Source organism: Mycolicibacterium wolinskyi str. Jessa 2025, from assembly GCF_049241375.1.
GTDB lineage: Bacteria > Actinomycetota > Actinomycetes > Mycobacteriales > Mycobacteriaceae > Mycobacterium > Mycobacterium wolinskyi.
This window is the reverse complement of record NZ_CP185960.1, coordinates 1,170,478-1,191,413: the sequence shown is the minus strand read 5'-3', so window position 1 is coordinate 1,191,413 and position 20,936 is coordinate 1,170,478. Positions and strand designations below refer to the sequence as shown.

Genomic DNA, 20,936 nt, shown 5'->3' with positions numbered 1-20,936 from the left:
CGGCCAGCCTATATACGCTCAGACCGTGAGTCGGATCGGCGCCCTGGCCCTTCGTGATGCAGTGCTCGACGAGGGCTCGTTCCATAGCTGGGACGCGCCGCCGCTCGACGTCGCGACCAGCGACGAGTACCGGCGCGAACTGGCCGAGGCGTCGTCGAAGACCGGGCTCGACGAATCGGTGCTGACCGGCGAGGGCACGGTGTTCGGCCGCCGTGTCGCGGTCGTGGCCTGTGAGTTCGACTTCCTGGCGGGCTCGATCGGCGTGGCCGCGGCCGAGCGGATCACCGCCGCGGTACAGCGGGCGACCGCCGAGGGGCTGCCGCTGCTGGCCTCGCCGAGCTCGGGCGGCACCCGCATGCAGGAGGGCACGGTCGCGTTCCTGCAGATGGTGAAGATCGCCGCCGCCGTCGAGCTGCACAAACAGGCCCATCTCCCCTACCTGGTCTACCTGCGCCACCCCACGACCGGCGGGGTGTTCGCGTCGTGGGGTTCGCTCGGCCATGTCACCGCGGCCGAGCCCGGCGCGCTCGTCGGCTTCCTCGGGCCCCGCGTGTACGAGCACCTGTACGGCGAACCGTTCCCCACCGGCGTCCAGACCGCCGAGAACCTGCATGCCCACGGCGTCATCGACGGCGTGGTACCACTCGCGCTGCTGCGCGACACGCTGGACCGCACGCTGCGGGTCGTTGCCGATCCACCGGGCCCACCACCGCAGGCGGCGCCGCCGGAGCCGCTGCCCGACGTGCCGGCCTGGGAGTCCGTCGAGGCGTCCCGACGGCCCGACCGGCCCGAGGTCGGGTTCCTGCTGCGGCATGGCGCGACGGATCGGGTACTGCTTTCGGGCACCGAGCGGGGTGAGGCGGCGACGACGTTGCTCGCCCTGGCCCGATTCTCGGGTCAGCCCGCCGTCGTGGTCGGCCAGCGGCGCATCGTCGGCGGTCTCGTGGGGCCAGAGGCGCTTCGGGAGGCGCGACGCGGCATGGCCTTGGCCGCAGAGCTGCGGCTGCCGCTGGTTCTCGTGATCGACACGGCGGGGCCTGCGTTGTCGACCGAGGCCGAGCAGGGCGGGCTGGCCGGTGAGATCGCGCGCTGCCTTGCCGAACTCGTCACGCTGGACACCCCGACGGTGTCGGTGCTGATGGGTCAGGGCAGCGGCGGGCCCGCGCTCGCGATGGTGCCGGCCGACCGCGTGCTGGCGGCCTCGAACGGCTGGCTGGCCCCGCTGCCACCCGAAGGCGCCAGCGCCATCGTGTACCGCGACACCGAGCACGCGGCCGAACTGGCTGCGGCGCAAGGGGTCCGGTCGATGGATCTGCTGCGGCACGGCATCGTCGACGTCGTCGTGCCCGAGCTTCCCGACGCCGCCGACGAGCCCCGCGCGTTCACGTCGAGGCTCTCGACGGCCATCGCCACCGAGCTGCACGCGCTCCGTGCGGTGCCCGGTGAACAACGGCTGCAGGCCCGGCTCGAGCGCTATCGCAGGATCGGCCTGGGCTGATCCTGCGCTCAGCCCGTCAGGTGTCGTCCTGCCCGCATATCAGCGACAATGTCGCGGAAACCGCCTCTTGCGTAACAGCATTCGCAGCTATCCCACGCCGGAGATAACACCTGCCACACCATGCTCGAATGACACTTGGTTAACGCATTTTTCGGTGCCCGCCTTACAGCGACAATATCGCTGGCAGGCGGTCATCGACATTCGTTGGGCCGGAACATGGGAAGCACCCCTGCGGCTAATTGTTCACTCTGCCGAGGGTTGCAGTCAGTATGTGGCAGCGGTCCTCGGCGTAGACGTCACAACGAATGTCGTTGACAATCAAGGTCATCCGTTGCACACCTGGCGAGCGACAATGTCGCTCGTATGCGGGCACGCAACTGCTGAGGTTGATGTTGCGCCAGAGATTTCTGTGGCCGATGAACCCAAAACCGGTGTGGCAATTGAGATAACCGATGCAGCAGAGGCGATTTCCGCGACATTGTCGCTAGTAGCCGGGCAGGAGGCTACCCCGGCCCGGCTCCCCTGTGACGGCTACGCGAGCGCCCCCTCACACTTCGATGGGTGGATGCAGCCGATCCATCGTGTACTGCCGGTTTCGCCGGGCCGCCCACGAACTCGCGGCGAGCGACACCGCCAACAGGCCGACGAGCACGGCGATCGCGATCCACAGCCGCGAATCGATCCCGCCGACGATCAGTTGGCGAAGCCCGTTGACCGCGTAGGTCATCGGGTCCACGGGGTGCAGGATCTGGAACGGTTTGGCCGTGGTCTCGACGGGATAGATGCCGCCGGCCGACACGAGCTGCAGCATCAGGAACGCGAGTGTGACCACGCGGCCGACCGACACTCCGAACAGCGCGTTGAAGGCCTGGATGAGCGCCAGGAAGGCGGCTCCGACGAGCACCAGGAACGCGACCGTCGCCACCGGGTATTTGGCCTGCAGGCCGACGCCGAAGTGCACGACCACATACATGACCGCCACCTGGCAGGCCACGATGAGCAGCGCAGGCCAGTACGACGCCAGCACCACCCGCAACGCGCCGAGGCCGTTGACCACCGGACGAGCCTGCAACGGAGTCAACAACATCCAGATGATCAGGGCGCCGATGAACAGTGCGAGCGGCAGGAAGAACGGCGCGAACCCGGTGCCGAACGTGGCGGCCGGGTTGTGGGTCTGGATGTCGAGCGCCACGGGCGCCGCCAGGGTCCGCGCGACCTCGGTGCGCTGCTGCGGCGTCCATGACGGAACCTGTGTCGAGCCCTCGCGAAGGGCCGTGGCAAGCTGCTGACTGCCGCCTTGGAGCTGTTCGGTTCCGTTGGCGAGTTCGTCTGCACCGTTGGATAGTTGGCGGCTTCCGTTGGTCAGCTGGACCAGACCGCTGTTGAGCTGTTGCGCTCCGGTGTTGAGCTGATGCGCACCGTCGCGCAACCTGACGACGTCGGCGCGCAGGCCCCCGTTGAGCGCCTTGGTGATGAATGTCCGCAGCTTGCTGTTCGGGTCGCCGAGTTCGGTCTCGAGTTGAGCGGCGTTGTCACGCAGTCGGATCAGCCCGTCATCGGTCGTGGGGTCGATACCGCGGGACTTCAGCAGCCGCTGGGCGCCGGCCAGGAATTCGCCGGTGTCGCGCACGGTCGGGTCTGGGCTGTTGCGCAGGATGCCCACCGCCTGGTCGACGATCGCGGCGGCCTGGGCCTGATCGATGTTCAACGCGGCGATGCGGTCCGTGGTCGAGCGCACCGCACCAGAGAGTCGCTGCGCGGCCATGCCGACCTCGTTGGGATCCAGGCCGAGGCCGCTGACCCGGTCGAGCACCGTGAGCAGCGGATCGGTCGCGGTGTCGACGGCCGTCGACAGTTGGCGCGTGCCCGCGGCCAATTGCGCGGAGCCGTCTCGCGCGGTCACCAAACCCGTGGTGAGTGCGTCGGCCCCGGCGGCCAGACGGTGCGCACCGTCGTTGGCCGCGGTGGTCCCGTCCGCGAGTTGTTGTGCGCCGTCGGCCGCTTTCACCAGCCCGGCACCGGCGTCGGTCAGTCCCGTCAGAACCGTCCCGACGGTGCGTTCCCCGATCTTGGCGTTGATCTGGTTGAGCACTTCACGCGCGGCGTTCTGCCCGATGATCGAGCCCAGGTAGTTGTTGGCGTCGTTGAAGGTGAACCGGATCTTGGCCTGCTGGGGCGAGCCGCCCGACGGCGACGAGATGTTGGCGCTGAAATCCGACGGCAGGGTGATCGAGAAGTAGTACTTGCCGCTGGCGACGCCATCGGCGGCCTCCGCGGCCGACACCCGGTGCAGTTGCAGTTGGCCCGAATCGACCAGGGCGTCGGCGACCTCGTCGCCGGCCTTGAGTTCCTGCCCTTCGGCGACGGTGCCCTGATCTTCGTTGACCAATGCCACCGGAACCTTGTTCACCTCGCCGAACGGGTTCCAGAACGCCCACAGATACATCGCGCCATACAGCAGCGGCATGAGGATCACCGTCACCAACGCGATGCGTGGCATCGTGCCGCGGGAGAACCGTTTGAGGTCGGTGCCCAGAGACATTCCGGCTAGCACGGCTACTCGCCACCTTTCTGCGCGGCGGCCAGTTCGGCCGGCGTCGTGTTGGGCACATTCAGTTGCGTGACGGCCGGGTTGGCCACCCCGTTGACGTTTGCGGTGATGACGGTTTGCTGCTCGCCGAGGGCGACGAGCCGGTCCAGCAGCAGGATCCGGTTGCGGTCATCGGTGAGATGGTCGAGATTGCCGACCACCAACAGCGGCGGCCTGGCGGTGTTGGCCAGGGCGACGCGCAGCAGGATCTGGTCGAGTTCGGTGAGGGCGTCGAAGTACTCCGCGAGCGGTGGCAGCGGCAGATCACCGAACACCGGCGCGCACAGTGCGGCGAGATCGTTCTCGTCGGCACGGCGCACCAGGCGGTACCAGGCGGCGTCCCAACGGCGTTGCTCGGTGATGAGGTCGCGCACCGTCACGGATTCGGACACCGTGTCGATCTCATCGATACCGGCCAGCGCCGCGACGCGGAAGATGTCGCGGGCACGGGTGCGCCCGAACACCGTCAGCGCACCGCCCGCCGGGCGCATGCGACCCGCAAGCGTCATCAACAGCGCCGTGCGGCCCGAACCCGATGGCGCGACGAGCACCGTGACGCCGCCTTCGGCGATGTCGAGGTCGATCGGGCCGTACACCGGGCCCCACGGCCCGTGCATCGTGAGCGCCCGTGCTGTGATGGCCGGTGGTCTTTGCTCGTCCTCGTCGGCGTCAGGCTCGGGACTTAGCTGCGACATGGCCCAATCACAACACATCCGTAGGGCCCGCACAGGGAATGGCATTCTGGGATTTGTGGAGCCTCTGCTGCATTTCGCAGGGAATTTCTGGTGGCTGATCTTTCCGCTGGGCGGGATGATCGGCGGCGGCATCAAGGCCGTCGCAGCCGCCAACGAGCGGCGTGCTGAGCGGCGGCTCGAGCGGTACCGCATCAAGCAGCAGACCAAGATCGAGATGGCTCGAGCGGCCGGGGCGGCGAAGTCGGCCGATGCGGCGCACCAGCGCGAGATGGCGAAGGTCCTCGAGCAGCACGATCGCACCAATGCCCGCTGGCTCGATTACGAGATCGACATCGCCAAACTCCTCGATTTCCCGGTGATGACCGATATGCGCGACCCGTTGACGATCGCCTTCCACAAGGCACGAAGCCGGGCCGACCTGTTGCGGCCCGACGACGTCGGCGACCTCGACCGCGCTGCGCAACTCGAATACCGCGATGCGGTGCACGAGTACGTGACGGCCTTCGACATCGCCGAGGCCGAGGCGATCCGCCGGCGACGCAGCGATTTCTCGGCCGAAGCCCAGGAGCGGCTGGCACGGGCCCAACAACTCCTGCGGCTCGCATCCGACGACGGCGCCACGCCGCAGGAGCGCCAGAACGCCTACACGCGGGCGCAGAAGGAACTCGACGGCCTCGTCGTGCTCCCGGTCACGACGCGGGCGAGCATCGAGCGCAAGATCCTCGGAGAGCTGGAGGCCTGATCCGCTAACCGCGCGGGGCCACGACTCCGGAATGCTCGGCACATATCCGCTGCCTGCCGTCGAGATCACCGGCACGGCTGACGATGCCCGTCGGATAGGCGCAATACAACGAGAATTTCGCGGTGCGGGCGAGGTCGTTCCACATGGCTTCGAGCCCCAGCGCTCCTGGCACGTTGCCGTCGGCCCACAGCAGGGCCACCATCTCGCCGAACGCCCGCACGTGACGACCGCCCGACGAGGCGTCGGCGATGACTCCGCCGATCACTTCGACGAACCGTTCTTGGCTCAACGCACCGTCGACGGTGAAGGCCGCGAGCGTCTCTGCGGCGTCGTGACACCGATAGCGGCCGTCGCCACGAGCCGCCGCCAAATCGATACCGTGCGCAGTCAGCTTGGCGGACAACGACTCTCGATGCTCAGCGGTCGCGATCACCACCACCGCCTCACCGGCGGACAGGCCGGCCCCCAGGAAGCGGCTGACGTCGTCGACCATATCGTCGTCGGTGTCGTAGAAGTTCACGACGTGATCGTGGGGGCGTGCAGGCTCCGGCACCGCGACGGTCCGGTGCGCCTCGATCAAGGCTCGCGCCATCACTTTGGCGCGCCGCGCCGCGCGTCGGTCGCCTTCGGCCGCGGCGACGATCGCACCCGTCATCAGCATGTGCCAGCTGCAGGCGAACTCATCGGGATCCCGCAGGCCGGCCTTCAGCGCCCGCTCCCGCACGATCGCTCGGATGTTCTCCAGATAGGCGATGGCCGCCCGCCCGGCCGGATGACCTGCCCTCATCTCCAGCAAGACGTTGACGAACGAACATGCCTCGAACTCCTCGTCGGCGAACCATTCGTCGAACAGGTCGAAGATCGCCAGGAGCTGCTCTTCGGCGCTGACGCCGCGGAGGTCGGACTGCTGCTCGAGGAAATCCCGGGTCCAGAGTTGTTCGCGGCGTTCCAGGAACGCCAGCACCAGCTCGTCTTTGCTGCGGAAGTGCTTGTACAGCGAGGCCTTGGCGACGCCCGCCCGGGCGATCACCTCGTCGATGCCGACATCGCGGATGCCGCGCCGGGCGAACAGTTCGTAGGCCGTCGCCAATATCCGTTCACGCGCGCTCATCGCGGTCACCCGCCCGCCATCCGTCGAGCATAGACCTTCGCGCCACAGCGGTGTACAGACCGGTCTGTCCGTGATAGGAATGAGGGACGGTTGAGACACAGCCGAGGTACCGGCAACCGTCCACGGCTATGGCCCCGATGACGTGGTCCGGGACTGGCCGCCTCCGTGTACACATCGGGTTGGGCGGAGCCGAACACCAAAACGATCCATGACCGGAGGTCTGGATGTCTCACCTGATCGCACACACCAAGAGCAAGCAGCCGATACCGACCAGATCCACCGTTTTCGGCTTCACCACCAGCCAGCCGTGGCCGGGCGTGACGCTGTGCTCCGTTTCCGGAGCGCTGGACGCGTGCACAGCCGACCAGTTCAGAACCGAATTGCTTCAGGCACTCGACGCCGCCGCGGCGACCGTTGTGGTCGACCTGTCCCGCATCGAATTTCTCGGTGTTGCAGGGTTGCAGGCTTTGCTACAAGCCCAAACCTGGACTGAGAACCGGGCCGCCTCAAGCCGATTCCGACTGGTCACCGGTGTGCGCTGTGCCGATCGCCTGCTGGAGATCAGTGGTCACCGCAGCAGCTTCGACACCTACCAGAACCTCGATGCCGCACTCCATGACGCCGCCACCGTGAGCTCGACCGGGGACGGCAATGTGGGATCAACGCTAGGTGCTTAACGCCGGATTGCATCCGCACATCGCCTTGCCGAGAGCACAGACGCAACCAGCCAGCTCCGGCCATTCCATGCATTCCCAGGGCGCCGGCGTCCCAACCTGGTTTGGTACCGGTTTTCAGGCCACGGCCAACGCCGTCAGCATCGCCACACACGTGACCGCGTCGAGCGGCAGCCGCAACACACTGCGCCTGGTCCAGCGGACGGCCGCGGCCTCGTCGACGCCGACCGGATCGGCCTTCTCGAACGCCACCGCCTTGGGCACGAAGTCGACCAGTGACCACACCCGCATCACCACATGGGCGGCGAGCGCGATCAGGAGTGCGAGCCTGACGTCGGGGTGGCCCCAGGCGACGATCAGCGTGACGATCAGCAGAACCTCGAAGACCGTATGGACGGGAATCCAGAACCGCCGTCGGGAGATTCCGCCGTTATGTGCCTGGATGATGCCGGGACGTTTCGGCCAGGCGGGGTCGATCACCAGGACTTCGTAGAGGCCCCCGCCCAGCAGCGCGCAGGCGAGAAGTGTCGTGGCAGCGATCAGGACGAGCGTCGGAGTCCACACGTACGCCAATTATGGCCGTGGACCGTTCACCGCACCGGCGGGGTGGTGACCGATCGATGGCGCGTCAGGCAGTAAAGCACGACCCCGGCGATCGTGACCTCCGCGAGGGCCAGCATCACGGTCAGCGTCATCACGGTCGACTGTGCGGGCAGCGCGGCCGGTCCGGCGCCGTGATGGTGCGCGGGCATCGGGGTGTGCAACGCGACCATCGCGAGGTTCATCAGCGCCACGGTGCACCAGATTCCCGGCGTGCCGCGCCGCCAAAGATCACGCGCGCAGTACAGACATCCGGCGATCATCGCCGCGAGCAAACCACCGGCCACCGGATTCGGGGCGTGGGTGAGCATGTAGACGTGCAGTAACGCCGAACTCGCCGCGAGCACCGCACACGACCGCCGCCCGAGGACGGCGGTCGTGTGGACGGTAGACATGGCTCAATCCTCGCAGCAATGGGACTTCGGCGCTGCCGGAACGTTCAACGCGGGATTTCGGTCGAAGAAGCCGACCGGCTTGAGCTTGAACCCGGCGTAGTCCACCGGCATGACCGGCCAGTCCTCGGGCCGCGGGAAGTGGGTCAAGCCGAAGGTGTGCCACACCACGAGGTCCTCGCCGTCGATGTCGCGGTCCTGCGCGACGTAAGACGGCAGCCCCGCATTGCCCGGATGCTGGTTGACGAACTGGCCTGCCGGATACCGTTCGGCGGGATCGTATTTCGTCACCCAGAGATGCTTCGTGGAGAACGCCGCCCGCTTGGCGATCGAACTCGACGGGTCGGCCAGCAACACCGGTTGGCCCTCCGGATGCAGTGCGTAGCCGACGTTCTGGCCGAGCCGGTTCTGCTTGGTCGGGTTGGTGATGTGCCAGACCCTGGCCTTGAGGTTGTCGGCGACGCGCATCGCCTGTGATTCGCGTGTCAGCTTGGTCTTCTGCGGGCGGAATGCGTTGCCCCACGGGTTGTCCGGGCCGACGGGTACCGCCACCGCGTCGACTTCCTCGACGGTGTTGGTGTTGCCGTCCACCGCCATGTCCAGGCGGGCGGAGAACAGATGCTGGTGGAACGGCGCACCGAGGCCGGGAGCCATTTCGGTGGCGTACCCGTCGGGACCGCGGTAGGCCGACGAGAACACGATGCCGGTGGCCTTGGCTTCCAGCTCGATCGTGCCGTCGAGGTACAGGTACCAGTAGAAGCCGTAGTCGTAGTTACCGATCGTCAGGAAGAACGAGATGACCAGACGACGCGAACGACGCACCTCGGCCATGCCGTTGAACAGGTCGGTGTGCTTCCAGAGCACCCCGAAATCCTCTTCGTGCAAACAGATCGCGTTCTTCATGAGCCTCGGGTGACCGTCCTCGTCGGCGATCGTCACGTCGAAGTACTTGATCTCGCCGAGGCAGTCACAGCCCAGTTCCAGCGAGTTGGTGTAGCGGCCGAACAGGTACTCGCCCTGGTCGAAGTAGTTCTGCCAGTAGCGGACCGGCGAGGGATCGGCATAGGGCACCACCATCTCGGCGATCGACGCGCGGTAGACGACCGGACGGCCGTCGATCGACAGCTGGTGCAGCGTGAGCCCCTCGCGCACGTCGAACCCGAACCGGAATTTCCAATCGGCCCAGGTGATCTGGTTGCCGTCGACGCTGAAGCTCGGCCCTTCGGGTTGAGTGATCTCGATGGGCTTCAGATCCGTGCGGACGGGAGTGGCGTGCGGTTCGGCATCCCACTGACCGCGCTCGGCGGGCAGCGGCAACTCGATCTCGTCGATCACTTTGACGACCGTGCGCTTGGTGAGGTCGACGTAGGCCACCACGCCGTCGATCGGGTGTGCCCACGGCAGGTCGGCGGCGTCGTACTGGTAGAAACCGAGCACCCGCACGATGCGCCGGCCGACTTCGTCCTCGTGCCCGAACACCCCGGCCGACAACGGAACCGCGCGCACGTTGGCCGGAACCAGATCGCGCTTGCGCATGGCCTCAACCCATTCGGGGCACTCGAGCAGGAACGACTCGATGTCCTCGAATTCCTGATCCAGGATGGGCACGTGGCCGTCGACCGCGCTGTCGACCGGCACCTGGGTGACGATGCGCTCGCCGGTGATCGACACGACGAGATCGCTGCCGTGCCCGGTGGCCCGGTCCAGCAGCAAGACCCGGGCGTTGCGGTCGATCGGGTCACCCGGCGTATACGCGAGCACGGTGTTCTTGTGCGGCTCGTCGAGCGCGACGTAGACGAAGCGCACGCTGTCGCCGAGCAGACCGTTGTCGGCGACGATGCGGCGCACGGCGCGGATCTCGTCGGCGCTCAGCGGTGTGAGCGGGTGATCGGGGGCGTCGGTCTTCTGAGCCGGTTCGATGGTGGCAGTCATTGTGCGATCTCCTTTGCGATTTCGGGGTTTTCGTGATGACCGGCGTGCGGGCGCAGTACCGCGACCGCGGCGCCGCCGAGGAAGGTTCCAGCCAGCAGCACGCCGATGACTGCGGCAAGGGTGGCCGAGCCGCCGACGAGCAGCGGCAGGTTCGCGGCGGTCAGGACCGACAGTGCGGCCAGACCGAGGAAGCCGAGGCCGGGTGCGATCAGCGTGTGCCAGACCCGCGTGTCGAACCGCGTGCGGCGGAAGTACACGACGACGGCCGCGGACGTCAGCGTCATCAGCACGACGATCCCGACCGATGCCGCACCGACGAACCACGCGAACACCTGCGTCACGGGGTCGAGGTGGGCCAGCACCGATGCCACGATCAACACGAGCGCGGAGACGGTCTGCACGACCGACGCAATGTGCGGCGACGAGTGCCGGATGTGTGAGCGACCGCAGCGCTGCGGCAACGCCCGCGTGTTGCCGAGCGAGAAGATGTAGCGCGACAACACGTTGTGGAACGACAGCAACGCCGCGAAAAGGCTTGTGATCAAAAAGATCTGGACGAGGTCCCCGGTCACCGATCCGACGTAGCGCGTCGCGGTCTCGGTCAGGATTCCCTCCGGGTTGTCGGCGGCCATCGCGACCACGCCGCCGTCGCCCCAGGCGCTGACCATCGCCCAACTGCTCAGTGCGTAGAAGCCGCCGATCAGCAGCAGCGCCACGTACGTGGCGCGCGGGATGGTGCGCGCCGGATCACGGGCCTCGTCCCGGAACACCGCGGTGGCCTCGAAGCCGATGTAGCCGGCGAGCGCGAAGATCAGCGCGATGCCCGGCGCGCCTGCGAAGAAGTTGCCCGGGTGCAGCACCGCCGTCGACAGCCCTTCCGCGCCACCACGGCCGATCACCGCGAGGTTGATCACCAGGACGATGCCGACCTCGCAGACCAGCAAGACGCCGAGCACCTTGCCGGACAGTTCGATGTGGCGGTAGCCGAGCATGCCGACCACGGCCAGCATCGCCAGCGCGTACAGATACCAGGGCACCGACGGCCCGCCGTGCGCGGTCACGAAGCCGTCGAGCGCCGCGCCGATGTAGCCGTAGACCCCGCCCTGGACCGCGGTGTAGGACAGCAAGGCCAGGAACGCTGCGCCCAGACCGACGTGGCGACCGAAGCCGTGCGCGATGTAGGTGTAGAACGCCCCCGCGCCGCGGATGTGGCGGGCCATCGCGGTGAAGCCGACCGCGAACAGCAGCAGGACGGCGGTACACACCGCGTAGGACGCCGGGAAGGCGGGGCCGTTGCCCGCGGCGATGCCGATCGGGAAGGTCCCGGCTACGACGGTCAGCGGTGCGGCAGCCGCCACGACCATGAACACGATCGCGGTGGGGCCGAGCCGGCCCGCCAGCCGGCGACCCTGACCGCCGGTGGCCACGCCTGGCTCGAGTACTGCATCAGTTGTCATGGCATTACTTTCGGTGCAATTGAATGTGCGGTGGTTGCGGTGCGGTAAGACTTTTGTGGGTTCAAATGAGAATGGCCGGAATACCGATTCTCATTTGAGCGGGAATTCAGAGTGCGATGTTGACGGCTTTCGTCTGGGTGTATTCGGCGATCGCGCCCTCGCCGAGTTCGGCTCCAGCCGGAGTCGAAGCGTCGGCCCGCTGAGCGCAGTTGTCATGCAGGCCATAATTACGCGTCGTTGTGGTGCGCGTCACCACTTATTTCGAATGGGTATTCGGCCATTCCGGATTCTCATTTGACGACGTCTTCGAATTCTCATTCGACGTGCGGAGTATTCGCAGTTGACCGTGCGCCGGCGTCCGGCACATCGCCGATTCGGGGGCTGCGGCGGCCGTGGATTCTCATTTGAAGTTGTCGAAGATTTACCTGACAACGCTGTGACCGCCACCGGTGATCGGCTACGTTGCGACGGATGGGACGGCAACCCCGAAAAGGGATGAGGAGCAGCTCGCCGGTCTCGGGGCTCCGGCGCGCGCAGTTGTCGTTCGTACAAGTGCTGGGCCAGTCGGTGTCGGCGGTGGCGCCTTCGGCGGTCATGGTGACGTTGCCCGCGCTCGTCATGCCCGCGGCCGGCGGCGCGACGTTGGCCGTGTTCGTGGTGACGGCCCTGCTGATGACCGCCGTCGGCTACTGCGTCACCCAGTTCTCGACGCGCATGGTCGCGGTGAGCGGACTCTACAGCTATACGGTCAAAGGTCTCGGGCCCATCCCGGGCATCGCCGCCGGCTGGTCTGTCGTCATCGGCTACGCCGCGGCAGCCATGGCCAGCACACTCGGCGCGGCAAGCTATCTCACGGCGCTGCTGAGCCGGCTGGGCGTGCCCGGCACGCAGGTCACCATCGCGGTGCTGGCAGTCCTCGTCGGCGCCGTGGCGCTGATCCTCATGGTGCGCGGTATTCGGCTGTCGGCGCGAATCACGTTGGCTATCGAGGTGTTCGCGATCGCCGCCGCGGCGGCGGTGTTGATCATCGCGTTCACCGGATCGGTGACTGGCGGGCATGACCCGCCGAAAACATCCGTCGCCGAGGCTCATCCGGCGTTGGGCTTCGCGCTGCTGCTCGCGATCACCTCCTACGTCGGGTTCGAGAGCGCGGGCACCGTCGCCCGCGAAGCCCAGCGGCCGTTTCTCACCGTCACGCGCGCCATCCGCTGGACGCCCCTCGCGCTCGGCGTGCTCTATACCTTCGCCGCGGCAATGCAATCCACGGGCAGCATCCGCGCCGGCATCGGATCGGTCCCGATCGTGCTCACGCTGCCGGATTCGGCGAGTACCGCCTCGGTGGTGTTGTCGATCGTGATGGAGCTCGGCATCACCGCATCGTGGTTCGCGTGCGTCATCGGGTCGACGACCGCGCTGTCGCGCACGCTGTTCGCGATGGGCCGCGAAGGGGTGGTGTCCGAGCGGATCGGTCACGCCCACCGCGCGTACCGCACCCCGCATGTCGCTCTGTGCCTGGCCATGCCGGTCATCGTCGCGGTTCCGGTCTGCTACCTGTTCTTCTCCGGTTCCAGCCGCGAGGTGCTGATCGGGCTGCTCGCGGTCTCGGCGCACGGGTACATCGGCGCCTACCTGCTCGTGTGTCTTGCCACCCCGGCATTCCTGCGGCGCATCGGCGAACTCACGCGGACGCCCTTGGTGATCGGGCTGGCCACCGCGGCCATGATGGTCGCGATCATCGGCTGGGCCGCACTGACTGTCGAATCCCCGGTGTGGATCGCCACCGCGGTGTACTGTGCGCTTCTGGCAACAGGTTTCGTGGTCTTCGCGGTCCGGCACCGCGCGGTCCCCGACCTTGCCGAGCGGGTCGGCGTGTTCGACGAAACCGTCGCCGGCGACGTGTTCGCGGATTACAACCCGTGGGAGGTGCGCCGATGAGCCCCGCCGACGGTGCGCTCTCGGGTCGTCAGCCCAAGGCCGTGCAGAGTGCGTTGCAGGTGTTGGAAGCCGTCGCGCTCGCCGGGGTTGGCGTGACGGCGAAAGAAATCGCCGAGCAACTGTCGATGCCGTCGGCCACGACCTACCGTCTGCTCAATCTCCTTGTCGCAGACGGCTACATCGTGCGCCTGCCCGACCTCTCGGGCTTCTCACTCGGGCCCCGGATGGGCGTGTTGATCGACGCCGCGGTATCGCCCAACGTCTGTACGGCCGCCCGCGATGCGCTTGCCGAGCTCAGGCTGTCGGTGCGGTTCGGGGTGCACCTGTTCTATTTCACCAACACGTCGGTGCGCATCGCCGACTCCGATGACGAATATCCGCCGCCCGCAGAGGAATCGGTGCTGAACCACCATCTCCATGCCTGCGCGGTGGGCAAGCTGCTGCTGGCCGAGAAGCGCGATGTTGACGAGCTGCTGACATACCCCTTGAGGGCCTTGACCGATGACACGGTGACGTCGCGGTCCGCGCTCGCCGAGCAGTTGGAGACCATCCGTGGCCGGGGTGTCGCCACGCAAACCGGTGAACTGCGCGGCGATTCCGCGTGCATCGCGGTGCCGGTGCGCTCACCGGTCGGCGCGCTCGTGGCGGCACTCGCGATGTCCGGACGTTCCGATCAGGATCAGCTGCTTCTGCGTCAGGTCCCGACGCTGGCCGAGTACGCGTCCAGGTTGAGCCCGCTGTTGGCATAAAACGCTTGGCGGATCGGACCGGTGGAACCTAATCGAGCCCCAGAATCCGCACACTCTCGGCGCGCATGTCGACCTTGCGGATCTTGCCGGTGACCGTCATCGGAAATTCGTCGACGATGTGCACATAGCGTGGGATCTTGTAGTGCGCCAGCTTGCCGGTCGCGAAAGCCCGTACCGCATCGGCGTCGAGGGGGTCCCGGCCCGGCTTCATCCGGATCCAGGCGCAGATCTCCTCGCCGTACTTGTCGTCGGGAACTCCGATCACCTGGGCATCGTCGATATCGGGATGGGTGTAGAGGAACTCCTCGATCTCGCGCGGATAGACGTTTTCGCCACCGCGGATCACCATGTCCTTGATGCGGCCCACGATCGTGCAATAGCCGTCCTCGCGCATGACCGCGAGATCGCCGGTGTGCATCCAGTTCTCGTCGTCCACGGCCTCATGGGTCTTGGTCTCGTCGTCCCAGTAGCCCAGCATGACCGAGTAACCGCGCGTGCAGAACTCACCGGGTTGACCGCGTTCCACGGTTTCGCCGGTGTCGGGATCGACGATCTTGATCTCGACATGCGGGTGCGCCCGGCCGATCGTGGCGGTACGGCGCTCGAGATCGTCGTCGAACAACGTCTGACAGGACACCGGGGACGTTTCGGTCATGCCGTAGCAGATCGCCACCTCGGCCATGTGCATGTCGGCCACAACGCGTTTCATCACCTCGACCGGACAGACCGAGCCGGCCATGATGCCGGTTCGCAAGGTGGACAGATCGAAGCTCGCGAAGTCGGGATGTCCGAGCATCGCGATGAACATCGTCGGCACGCCGTACACACCGGTGCAACGCTCGGACTCGATCGCGGCCAGTGTCGCGCCGGGATCGAACCCCGGTGCGGGGATGACGATCGTCGCGGCGTGCGAGATCGCGCCCAGCGTGCCCATGACCATGCCGAAGCAGTGATAGAACGGCACCGGGATGCACAGCCGGTCCTCGGATGTGAGGTTGATCAGCTCGGTGACGAAGTACCCGTTGTTGAGGATGTTGCGGTGGCTCAGGGTCGCGCCTTTGGGGAAACCCGTTGTCCCTGACGTGTATTGGATGTTGATCGGATCGGTGTTGGCCAGGCCGGCGAGCCGTCGGCGCAGCTGTTCGTCGTCGACCTGATCGGCGCAGAGCCGGTCCCAGTCCTCGGCGCCAAGGAACACGACGTCGGTCAGGGCCGGGCACTGTGGGCGCACCTCGGTGACCATCGACACGTAGTCCGAGGTCTTGAACGACGTGGCCGAGACCAAGGTTCGCACGCCGGATTGCTTGAGCACATACGCGAGTTCATGCGTGCGGTAGGCCGGGTTGATGTTGACCAGGATCGCGCCGATCTTCGCCGACGCGAACTGAACCATCACCCACTCGGCACAGTTCGGCGCCCAGATCCCGACCCGATCGCCCTTCTCGATGCCGAGGGCCATCAAACCGCGGGCCACCGTGTCGATCTCGGCGTTGAGCTCGGCATAGGTCCAGCGTCGGCCTGAGGCCACGTCCACGAGCGCCTCGCCGTCCGGCCGGCCGGTGGCGGCCCGTTCGAAGTTCGCGCCGATGGTGTCCTCGAGCAGGGGCGCATCGGTGGGCCCGGCGTCATAGGAGATCGTCATCCCAGCAGATCCTCGTATCGGTATTCGGTCGAAATCTGTTCGCCGGCTTGGTGTGCCACGTCTTCACGCTTGCGCAGCTCGACGCGGCGGATCTTGCCGGAGATCGTCTTGGGCAGGTCGAAGAACTCGACTCGTCGCACCTTCAGGTACGGCGCGAGGTGGTCGCGGGCGTAGGCCATGACCTCTTTCGCGGTGTCGGCGTTGGCTTCCCACCCCTCGGCCAACGCCACGTAGGCCTTGGGCACCGCCAGGCGGGTGTCGTCGGGCTGGGGCACCACCGCGGCCTCCACGACGGCCGGATGTTCGATGAGCACGCTCTCCAACTCGAACGGTGACACCTTGTAGTCGCTGGATTTGAACACGTCGTCGGTGCGCCCGATGTAGGTGATGTACCCGTCGGCGTCGCGGCTGGCAACGTCACCGGTGTGGTAGTAGCCACCGGCCATGACGGCTTCGTTGCGCTGCGGATCACCGAGGTAGCCCGTCATGAGGTTGCGCGGATTCGCCGAGAGGTCCAGGCAGATCTCGCCCTCATCGGCGAGCTCACCGGTGATCGGGTCGACGAGCACGACCGGGACGCCCGGCATGGGCCGGCCCATCGAGCCCGGCTTGACCGGCTGGCCCGGGGTGTTGCCGACCTGCAGGGTGGTCTCGGTCTGCCCGAAGCCGTCGCGGATGGTCAAGCCCCAGGCGTTCTCGACCTGCGCGATGACGTCCGGGTTGAGCGGTTCACCGGCACCGAGGATCTCGCGCAGCCCCTCGGGCTTGTCACCCAGGTCGGACTGGATGAGCATGCGCCAGACGGTCGGCGGGGCACAGAACGTGTTGACCTTCGCCCGGCGCAGCTGGTGCAGCAACGCGGCGGCGTCGAATCGGCTGTAGTTGTAGACGAAGATCGTCGCCTCGGCGATCCACGGCGCGAAGAAGCAGCTCCAGGCGTGCTTGGCCCAGCCCGGCGAGCTGATCGCGAGGTGCACGTCGCCGGGCTTCACGCCGATCCACGCCATGGTCGACAGGTGCCCGACCGGATAGCTGACCTGGGAGTGTTCGACGAGCTTGGGCTTACTGGTGGTGCCGGACGTGAAGTAGATGAGCATCGTGTCGTCGACAGTCGTGGTGGCTTCGAACAGAACCGGCTCGACCGCGTACGCATCGGAGTAGTCGTGCCAGCCCTCGGCCGGACCGCCGACGACGATGCGCGTGTAGTCACCGGGCACGTCGGCGAACTTGCCCGTATCGGCGGCATTGGCGATCGCGAACCGCGCGCCACCGCGGCTGATGCGGTCGGCGAGGTCAGCGGGGCCGAGGGCGCCTGTGGTCGGCATGATGACGCCGCCAAGTTTGGCGATCGCCAGCATCGCCTCCCACAGCTCGACCTGGTTACCGAGCATGAGGATCACCCGGTCGCCCTTGCCGACGCCGAGGTTTTTCAGCCAGGCCGCGACGCGGTCGGAGCGCTCGGCCATGTCGGCGAAGCTGACCTTCCGCTCGGTGCCGTCCTCCTCGACGATCCACAGCGCGGTGCGCGGATTGTCTCTGGCGATGGTGTCGAACCAGTCGATCGCCCAGTTGAAGGTCCCGCTCAGCTCGGGCCAGGCGAATGTCTCGACGGCCTTGTCGTAATCGGCGATGCTCGCGACGAGCTCGTCGCGGGCGCTGCGGTAGCGGTCCGTGTTGGTCATGTCGACATTCATGACAGCTATGCTCTACGTCACACTTGTCCGTCGCCACCCCCGAAAGAGGGTATTGCCCGTGCCCGTCCGACCGACGTTGCTGCGACCGCGCGATGCCGACGCGGTGCGTGCCGAGCTGCGTCAAATGGCAGGTGAGACGGGTTTGCCGTTGACGTTCGGCGGCGAGGTACACGGCGACACGTTGCTGCTCAGCGAGTTCTTCGGGACCCGCACGAGCGCGATGCGCGGCCTCGCGGTGCGGCCGAGCGCCGGTCTGGGCGGGGCGACCATGGTGGCCCGGCGACCGATCTCGGTGGCCGACTACCGGCACGCCTCGGCCATCACCCATGACTACGACGGCCCGGTGCTGTCCGAGGGCATCCGTTCGATCCTGGCGGTTCCGGTTGTCGTGGACGGTGAGGCCCGGGCCGTCCTGTACGGCGCGTACCGGCAATCGGCTCCGATCGGGGACCGGACGGCTGCCGCCATGGTGGCCTCGGCCCGACGGCTGAGCCACGAACTCTCCGTGCGCGACGAGGTCGACCGGCGCATGCGCATGCGCGAAGCGCACCTCGCACACTTCGGCGACAACGTCGCCAGTGCCGAACAGATCCGCGAGGTGCACGCCGATCTGCGCAGGATCGCCGCGCACGCTTCCAAGCCGCTCGCCACTCAGCTCGGCGAGCTGGCCGACCGGCTGGCCCGCGCACTGTCCGGGGACGTCCCCACGGCCACGCCGCTGACCGCGCGGGAGGTCGACGTGCTGTCACAGATCGCATTGGGCTGCACCAACGCCGAGGCAGCCCAACGTCTTTCGCTGAAGCCGGAAACCGTCAAGAGCTATCTGCGCAGTGCGTCAAGCAAACTCGGTGCCCATAGCAGGCACGAGGCCGTGTCCAAGGCGCGGCGGCTGCGTCAGATTCCCTGATCGCCGGTCCGGGCCGACGCGAAGCTCACCGCCTCGAAGCCGTGCTCATGTGCATCGCTCTGTGCCTTGGCTTGTTCTCCGGCCAGATCGAGCGATCTCGCCATCAGAAGATAAGCCACGGCGGAGGCGAACAACCCGACGAACAGCGCGACGTCGACGTCGCCGAGCGCCTTGGCGACCGGACCCGTGTACCAGACGGTGACCACGAACGGGACCATCGCGATGATTCCGATCGCGTAGGCAGCCAGGCCGCGCCATCCCCAGGTGCCGTACACGCCGCCCCGTGGCACGAAGATCTCGCGGATGGCATAGCGCCCGCGGCGGACGAAGTAGTAATCGACGAGGTTCACCGAAGTCCACGGCACGAGCAGGTACAACAGGATCACCAGGAAACTGCTGAAGTTGTCGAGGAACTCGCCCGTGCTCAGCACTGCGCCCGACAAGCCGGCCAAGCCGATCACCACGCATGCGCCGACCCTGAGCCTGCGGGTCGGCGACACCGCACGGAACGAGTCGATGATCGTGATCAGCTCGATCGACGATGCGTAGATGTTGACCGTGATTACCGTGATCAGGCCGGGCAGCGCCGCGACGAGCAGCCACAGGCCCGCACCCGGCAGGACGGCGTCGGCCGCCTGCTTGACCGCCTCCAGCGGTGAGACGTCGGCGAACAGTGCTGCGACGAACGCCCCCAGGACCATCAGCCAGGAACTACCGACGAACACCCCGCCGTACGTGTAGAACAGCGCCTTGCCCGGGCTCGTCTGGGGCGGCAGATACCGGGAGTAGTCGGATACATACGGGGCCCAGCCCAAGGCGTATGCCGCGGCGGCGGCGAACTGAACGAGGAAGGCCGGCCAGCTGAAACCGGCGAAACCGAACTGCCCGTGGGGCAGGTGCAGCGTGATGAGCGCGACGACCGTGAACACCCCGAAGGTCGCCAAAAACAGCCAGGTGAGCCAATTTTGGACGCGATGGATCCAGTGGTAGCCGTAGATGGCAAGGGCGAGCGCAAGCGCGGTGATGAGCACGAACCACAGATTGCGGGCATCGACGCCCGTGGTCATCGTGAGCACATCACCGGCGAGGATCTGGTTGAAGATGTTGAAGCCCACGATGCTGAAGATCACGACGGCGCAGATCACCACGACGCCGCGATACCCGAATTGCGCACGTGACTGAATCATCTGCGGCAGGCCCAATTGCGGGCCCTGTGCAGAGTGGAACGCGGTGAACACCGTCCCAACGGCAGCGCCGAGAACGATGGCAACCAAAGACGTCAAAAATGATGCGCCGAGGGCCGCACCGACCATGCCGGTGGCAAGGGTCGTGAGATTCGCATTCGACATGAACCACAACGGAAACAGCATCGAGGGCTTGCCGCGGCGTTCGCCGAGCGGAATCCAGTCGATCGACTTCGATTCGATCGATGCAGAGTCGGTGGCCATGAGATCTCGTTCCTAGTCAGGGATATCGGTGACGACTCCGCCAGATTCGACAAGGTCGCCATACAGGTCGGGGCGACGATCGGCCAGCGCGTCGTTGAGATCGCCGATCGTCTTGCTGTCAGTCAGGTCCAGGACGGCCGTCGCGATCGTCTCGTCGCCGTGTGGCGCTGCCTTGATCCAGCCGTCCGGGCCGATCACGGCGGTGCCGCCGGTCCACCGGACACCGCGCTCCGTGCCGCGGCGGTCGGAGATCACGGTCGCCAATTGCGACGACCGCGCGGCAGCCATCGCCTGGATGGTTTCGGGGGCATGCTCGCCCTCCGGCCGGTCGGCCAGCGGCCAATTCACCGGCAGAGCCAACACCTCGGCTCCGCGAAGTGCGAGTCTTCTTGGCAGTTCCGGGAATTCGTTGTCGTAACAGATCGCGACCCCGAGCCGGCAGATCGGGGTGTCGATGACCGTGCCCGCCTCGACGCCGGTCGCGAAGACCTCGGGCTCGGCCGCCCACAGGTGCGCTTTGCGGTACGTACCGAAAACCCTGCCGTCACCGATGACGATCGCCGAGTTGTACAGCGTGTCACCTTCGGCCTCCGCGAAGCCCACCACGGCGACACAATCCGCGGGGACATCATCGGCCAGCGCGGTCAACCGGGCGTCGTCGGCGCGCAATGCCAGCCCGCGGGCCTCGTCGACATCGGCGAACACATACCCGCTCGTCGCGAGTTCGGGCAACACGGCCAGATGCGGGCGCACCCACTCGATCGCCCGCAGGGCGGTGTGCAGCCGTGCGAGGTTGCCATCGAGGTCGCCGATCACGATGTCGGGCGTGACCGCCGAGACGCGTAGCTTCCTGTTCATCCAGACCTTCCC

The 20,936-nt window shown here is 66.7% G+C and carries 17 protein-coding genes and 2 pseudogenes; 6 read left to right on the top strand and 13 right to left on the bottom strand.

Annotated elements, in window-relative coordinates:
• Positions 1 to 25 precede the first annotated feature (25 nt).
• Entirely contained in the window at positions 26 to 1,498 is a 1,473-nt protein-coding gene (locus ACOI2T_RS06020) for a carboxyl transferase domain-containing protein (protein ID WP_409506142.1), read from the top strand.
• A gap of 547 nt (positions 1,499 to 2,045) precedes the next feature.
• Here the strand turns inward: ACOI2T_RS06020 and ACOI2T_RS06015 are convergent.
• On the bottom strand, positions 2,046 to 4,040 hold the full coding sequence (locus tag ACOI2T_RS06015) for a YhgE/Pip family protein (RefSeq protein ID WP_409506216.1): 1,995 nt from the start codon (positions 4,038 to 4,040) through the stop codon (positions 2,046 to 2,048).
• Positions 4,041 to 4,054: 14 nt separating this feature from the next.
• Positions 4,055 to 4,783, bottom strand: coding sequence for an ATP-binding cassette domain-containing protein (locus ACOI2T_RS06010; RefSeq protein WP_409506141.1), 729 nt, complete (start codon positions 4,781 to 4,783; stop codon positions 4,055 to 4,057).
• Between the two features lie 55 nt (positions 4,784 to 4,838).
• Between ACOI2T_RS06010 and ACOI2T_RS06005 the strand changes: the two genes are divergently transcribed.
• Positions 4,839 to 5,525, top strand: a complete 687-nt coding sequence (locus tag ACOI2T_RS06005) for a hypothetical protein (RefSeq protein ID WP_409506140.1) — start codon at positions 4,839 to 4,841, stop codon at positions 5,523 to 5,525.
• 4 nt (positions 5,526 to 5,529) lie between these two features.
• On the opposite strand, the pseudogene ACOI2T_RS06000 reads toward ACOI2T_RS06005, so the two are convergent.
• Positions 5,530 to 5,994: pseudogene (locus ACOI2T_RS06000) on the bottom strand (MEDS domain-containing protein); the annotation flags it as partial.
• A 75-nt stretch (positions 5,995 to 6,069) separates the two neighbouring features.
• A pseudogene (locus ACOI2T_RS05995) lies at positions 6,070 to 6,636 on the bottom strand (TetR/AcrR family transcriptional regulator); the annotation flags it as partial.
• A gap of 224 nt (positions 6,637 to 6,860) precedes the next feature.
• Between ACOI2T_RS05995 and ACOI2T_RS05990 the strand changes: the two are divergent.
• A complete protein-coding gene (locus ACOI2T_RS05990; protein WP_409506139.1) occupies positions 6,861 to 7,313 on the top strand; it encodes an STAS domain-containing protein in 453 nt (150 codons plus the stop codon).
• 114 nt (positions 7,314 to 7,427) lie between these two features.
• Here ACOI2T_RS05990 and ACOI2T_RS05985 read toward each other — a convergent pair whose 3' ends face one another.
• The 5 genes from ACOI2T_RS05985 to ACOI2T_RS05965 all read right to left on the bottom strand — a co-directional run bounded on the left by ACOI2T_RS05985 (position 7,428) and on the right by ACOI2T_RS05965 (position 11,944).
• The gene (locus ACOI2T_RS05985; protein WP_409506138.1) at positions 7,428 to 7,874 is read right to left on the bottom strand and encodes a hypothetical protein; all 447 of its coding nucleotides are present in this window, start codon (positions 7,872 to 7,874) and stop codon (positions 7,428 to 7,430) included.
• Between the two features lie 26 nt (positions 7,875 to 7,900).
• Entirely contained in the window at positions 7,901 to 8,305 is a 405-nt protein-coding gene (locus ACOI2T_RS05980) for a hypothetical protein (protein WP_409506137.1), read from the bottom strand.
• A 3-nt stretch (positions 8,306 to 8,308) separates the two neighbouring features.
• Positions 8,309 to 10,234: a primary-amine oxidase gene (locus ACOI2T_RS05975; protein WP_409506136.1), complete on the bottom strand. Its 1,926-nt coding sequence runs from the start codon at positions 10,232 to 10,234 to the stop codon at positions 8,309 to 8,311.
• Complete coding sequence (locus tag ACOI2T_RS05970; protein ID WP_409506135.1) at positions 10,231 to 11,691, bottom strand: APC family permease; 1,461 nt, start codon at positions 11,689 to 11,691, stop codon at positions 10,231 to 10,233. The genes ACOI2T_RS05975 and ACOI2T_RS05970 overlap by 4 nt, the downstream gene beginning before the upstream one ends.
• Before the next feature lie 106 nt (positions 11,692 to 11,797).
• Positions 11,798 to 11,944, bottom strand: a complete 147-nt coding sequence (locus ACOI2T_RS05965; RefSeq protein WP_165765964.1) for a hypothetical protein — start codon at positions 11,942 to 11,944, stop codon at positions 11,798 to 11,800.
• 218 nt (positions 11,945 to 12,162) lie between these two features.
• On the opposite strand from ACOI2T_RS05965, the gene ACOI2T_RS05960 reads away from it, so the two are divergent.
• Positions 12,163 to 13,626 carry an APC family permease gene (locus tag ACOI2T_RS05960; protein ID WP_409506134.1) on the top strand — a complete coding sequence of 488 codons (1,464 nt, stop codon included), beginning with the start codon at positions 12,163 to 12,165 and terminating at the stop codon, positions 13,624 to 13,626.
• On the top strand, positions 13,623 to 14,375 hold the full coding sequence (locus ACOI2T_RS05955) for an IclR family transcriptional regulator (RefSeq protein WP_409506133.1): 753 nt from the start codon (positions 13,623 to 13,625) through the stop codon (positions 14,373 to 14,375). The genes ACOI2T_RS05960 and ACOI2T_RS05955 overlap by 4 nt, the downstream gene beginning before the upstream one ends.
• Before the next feature lie 28 nt (positions 14,376 to 14,403).
• Here the strand turns inward: ACOI2T_RS05955 and ACOI2T_RS05950 are convergent, their stop codons facing one another.
• Together ACOI2T_RS05950 and ACOI2T_RS05945 are read right to left on the bottom strand one after the other, a co-directional pair.
• Positions 14,404 to 16,017 (bottom strand): AMP-binding protein, encoded by a 1,614-nt coding sequence (locus tag ACOI2T_RS05950; protein WP_409506132.1) that lies wholly within the window; start codon positions 16,015 to 16,017, stop codon positions 14,404 to 14,406.
• On the bottom strand, positions 16,014 to 17,699 hold the full coding sequence (locus ACOI2T_RS05945) for an AMP-binding protein (protein WP_409506131.1): 1,686 nt from the start codon (positions 17,697 to 17,699) through the stop codon (positions 16,014 to 16,016). The genes ACOI2T_RS05950 and ACOI2T_RS05945 overlap by 4 nt, the downstream gene beginning before the upstream one ends.
• A gap of 19 nt (positions 17,700 to 17,718) precedes the next feature.
• Here ACOI2T_RS05945 and ACOI2T_RS05940 point away from each other — a divergent pair, with 19 nt between their 5' ends.
• A complete protein-coding gene (locus tag ACOI2T_RS05940) occupies positions 17,719 to 18,618 on the top strand; it encodes a LuxR C-terminal-related transcriptional regulator (protein ID WP_067846115.1) in 900 nt (299 codons plus the stop codon).
• Here ACOI2T_RS05940 and ACOI2T_RS05935 read toward each other — a convergent pair.
• Both ACOI2T_RS05935 and ACOI2T_RS05930 read right to left on the bottom strand, forming a co-directional pair.
• Positions 18,606 to 20,066: a purine-cytosine permease family protein gene (locus ACOI2T_RS05935; protein ID WP_409506130.1), complete on the bottom strand. Its 1,461-nt coding sequence runs from the start codon at positions 20,064 to 20,066 to the stop codon at positions 18,606 to 18,608. The genes ACOI2T_RS05940 and ACOI2T_RS05935 overlap by 13 nt on opposite strands.
• Before the next feature lie 12 nt (positions 20,067 to 20,078).
• On the bottom strand, positions 20,079 to 20,924 hold the full coding sequence (locus ACOI2T_RS05930) for a nitrilase-related carbon-nitrogen hydrolase (RefSeq protein ID WP_409506129.1): 846 nt from the start codon (positions 20,922 to 20,924) through the stop codon (positions 20,079 to 20,081).
• Positions 20,925 to 20,936 lie beyond the last annotated feature (12 nt).

Coding starts and splice junctions, on each gene's coding strand:
- ACOI2T_RS06015 (WP_409506216.1), bottom strand. CDS start 4,040: ATGTCTCTGGGCACCGACCTCAAACGGTTCTCCCGCGGCACGATGCCA.
- ACOI2T_RS06010 (WP_409506141.1), bottom strand. CDS start 4,783: ATGTCGCAGCTAAGTCCCGAGCCTGACGCCGACGAGGACGAGCAAAGA.
- ACOI2T_RS05990 (WP_409506139.1), top strand. CDS start 6,861: ATGTCTCACCTGATCGCACACACCAAGAGCAAGCAGCCGATACCGACC.
- ACOI2T_RS05980 (WP_409506137.1), bottom strand. CDS start 8,305: ATGTCTACCGTCCACACGACCGCCGTCCTCGGGCGGCGGTCGTGTGCG.
- ACOI2T_RS05975 (WP_409506136.1), bottom strand. CDS start 10,234: ATGACTGCCACCATCGAACCGGCTCAGAAGACCGACGCCCCCGATCAC.
- ACOI2T_RS05970 (WP_409506135.1), bottom strand. CDS start 11,691: ATGACAACTGATGCAGTACTCGAGCCAGGCGTGGCCACCGGCGGTCAG.
- ACOI2T_RS05960 (WP_409506134.1), top strand. CDS start 12,163: ATGGGACGGCAACCCCGAAAAGGGATGAGGAGCAGCTCGCCGGTCTCG.
- ACOI2T_RS05955 (WP_409506133.1), top strand. CDS start 13,623: ATGAGCCCCGCCGACGGTGCGCTCTCGGGTCGTCAGCCCAAGGCCGTG.
- ACOI2T_RS05950 (WP_409506132.1), bottom strand. CDS start 16,017: ATGACGATCTCCTATGACGCCGGGCCCACCGATGCGCCCCTGCTCGAG.
- ACOI2T_RS05945 (WP_409506131.1), bottom strand. CDS start 17,699: ATGACCAACACGGACCGCTACCGCAGCGCCCGCGACGAGCTCGTCGCG.
- ACOI2T_RS05940 (WP_067846115.1), top strand. CDS start 17,719: ATGCTCTACGTCACACTTGTCCGTCGCCACCCCCGAAAGAGGGTATTG.
- ACOI2T_RS05935 (WP_409506130.1), bottom strand. CDS start 20,066: ATGGCCACCGACTCTGCATCGATCGAATCGAAGTCGATCGACTGGATT.
- ACOI2T_RS05930 (WP_409506129.1), bottom strand. CDS start 20,924: ATGAACAGGAAGCTACGCGTCTCGGCGGTCACGCCCGACATCGTGATC.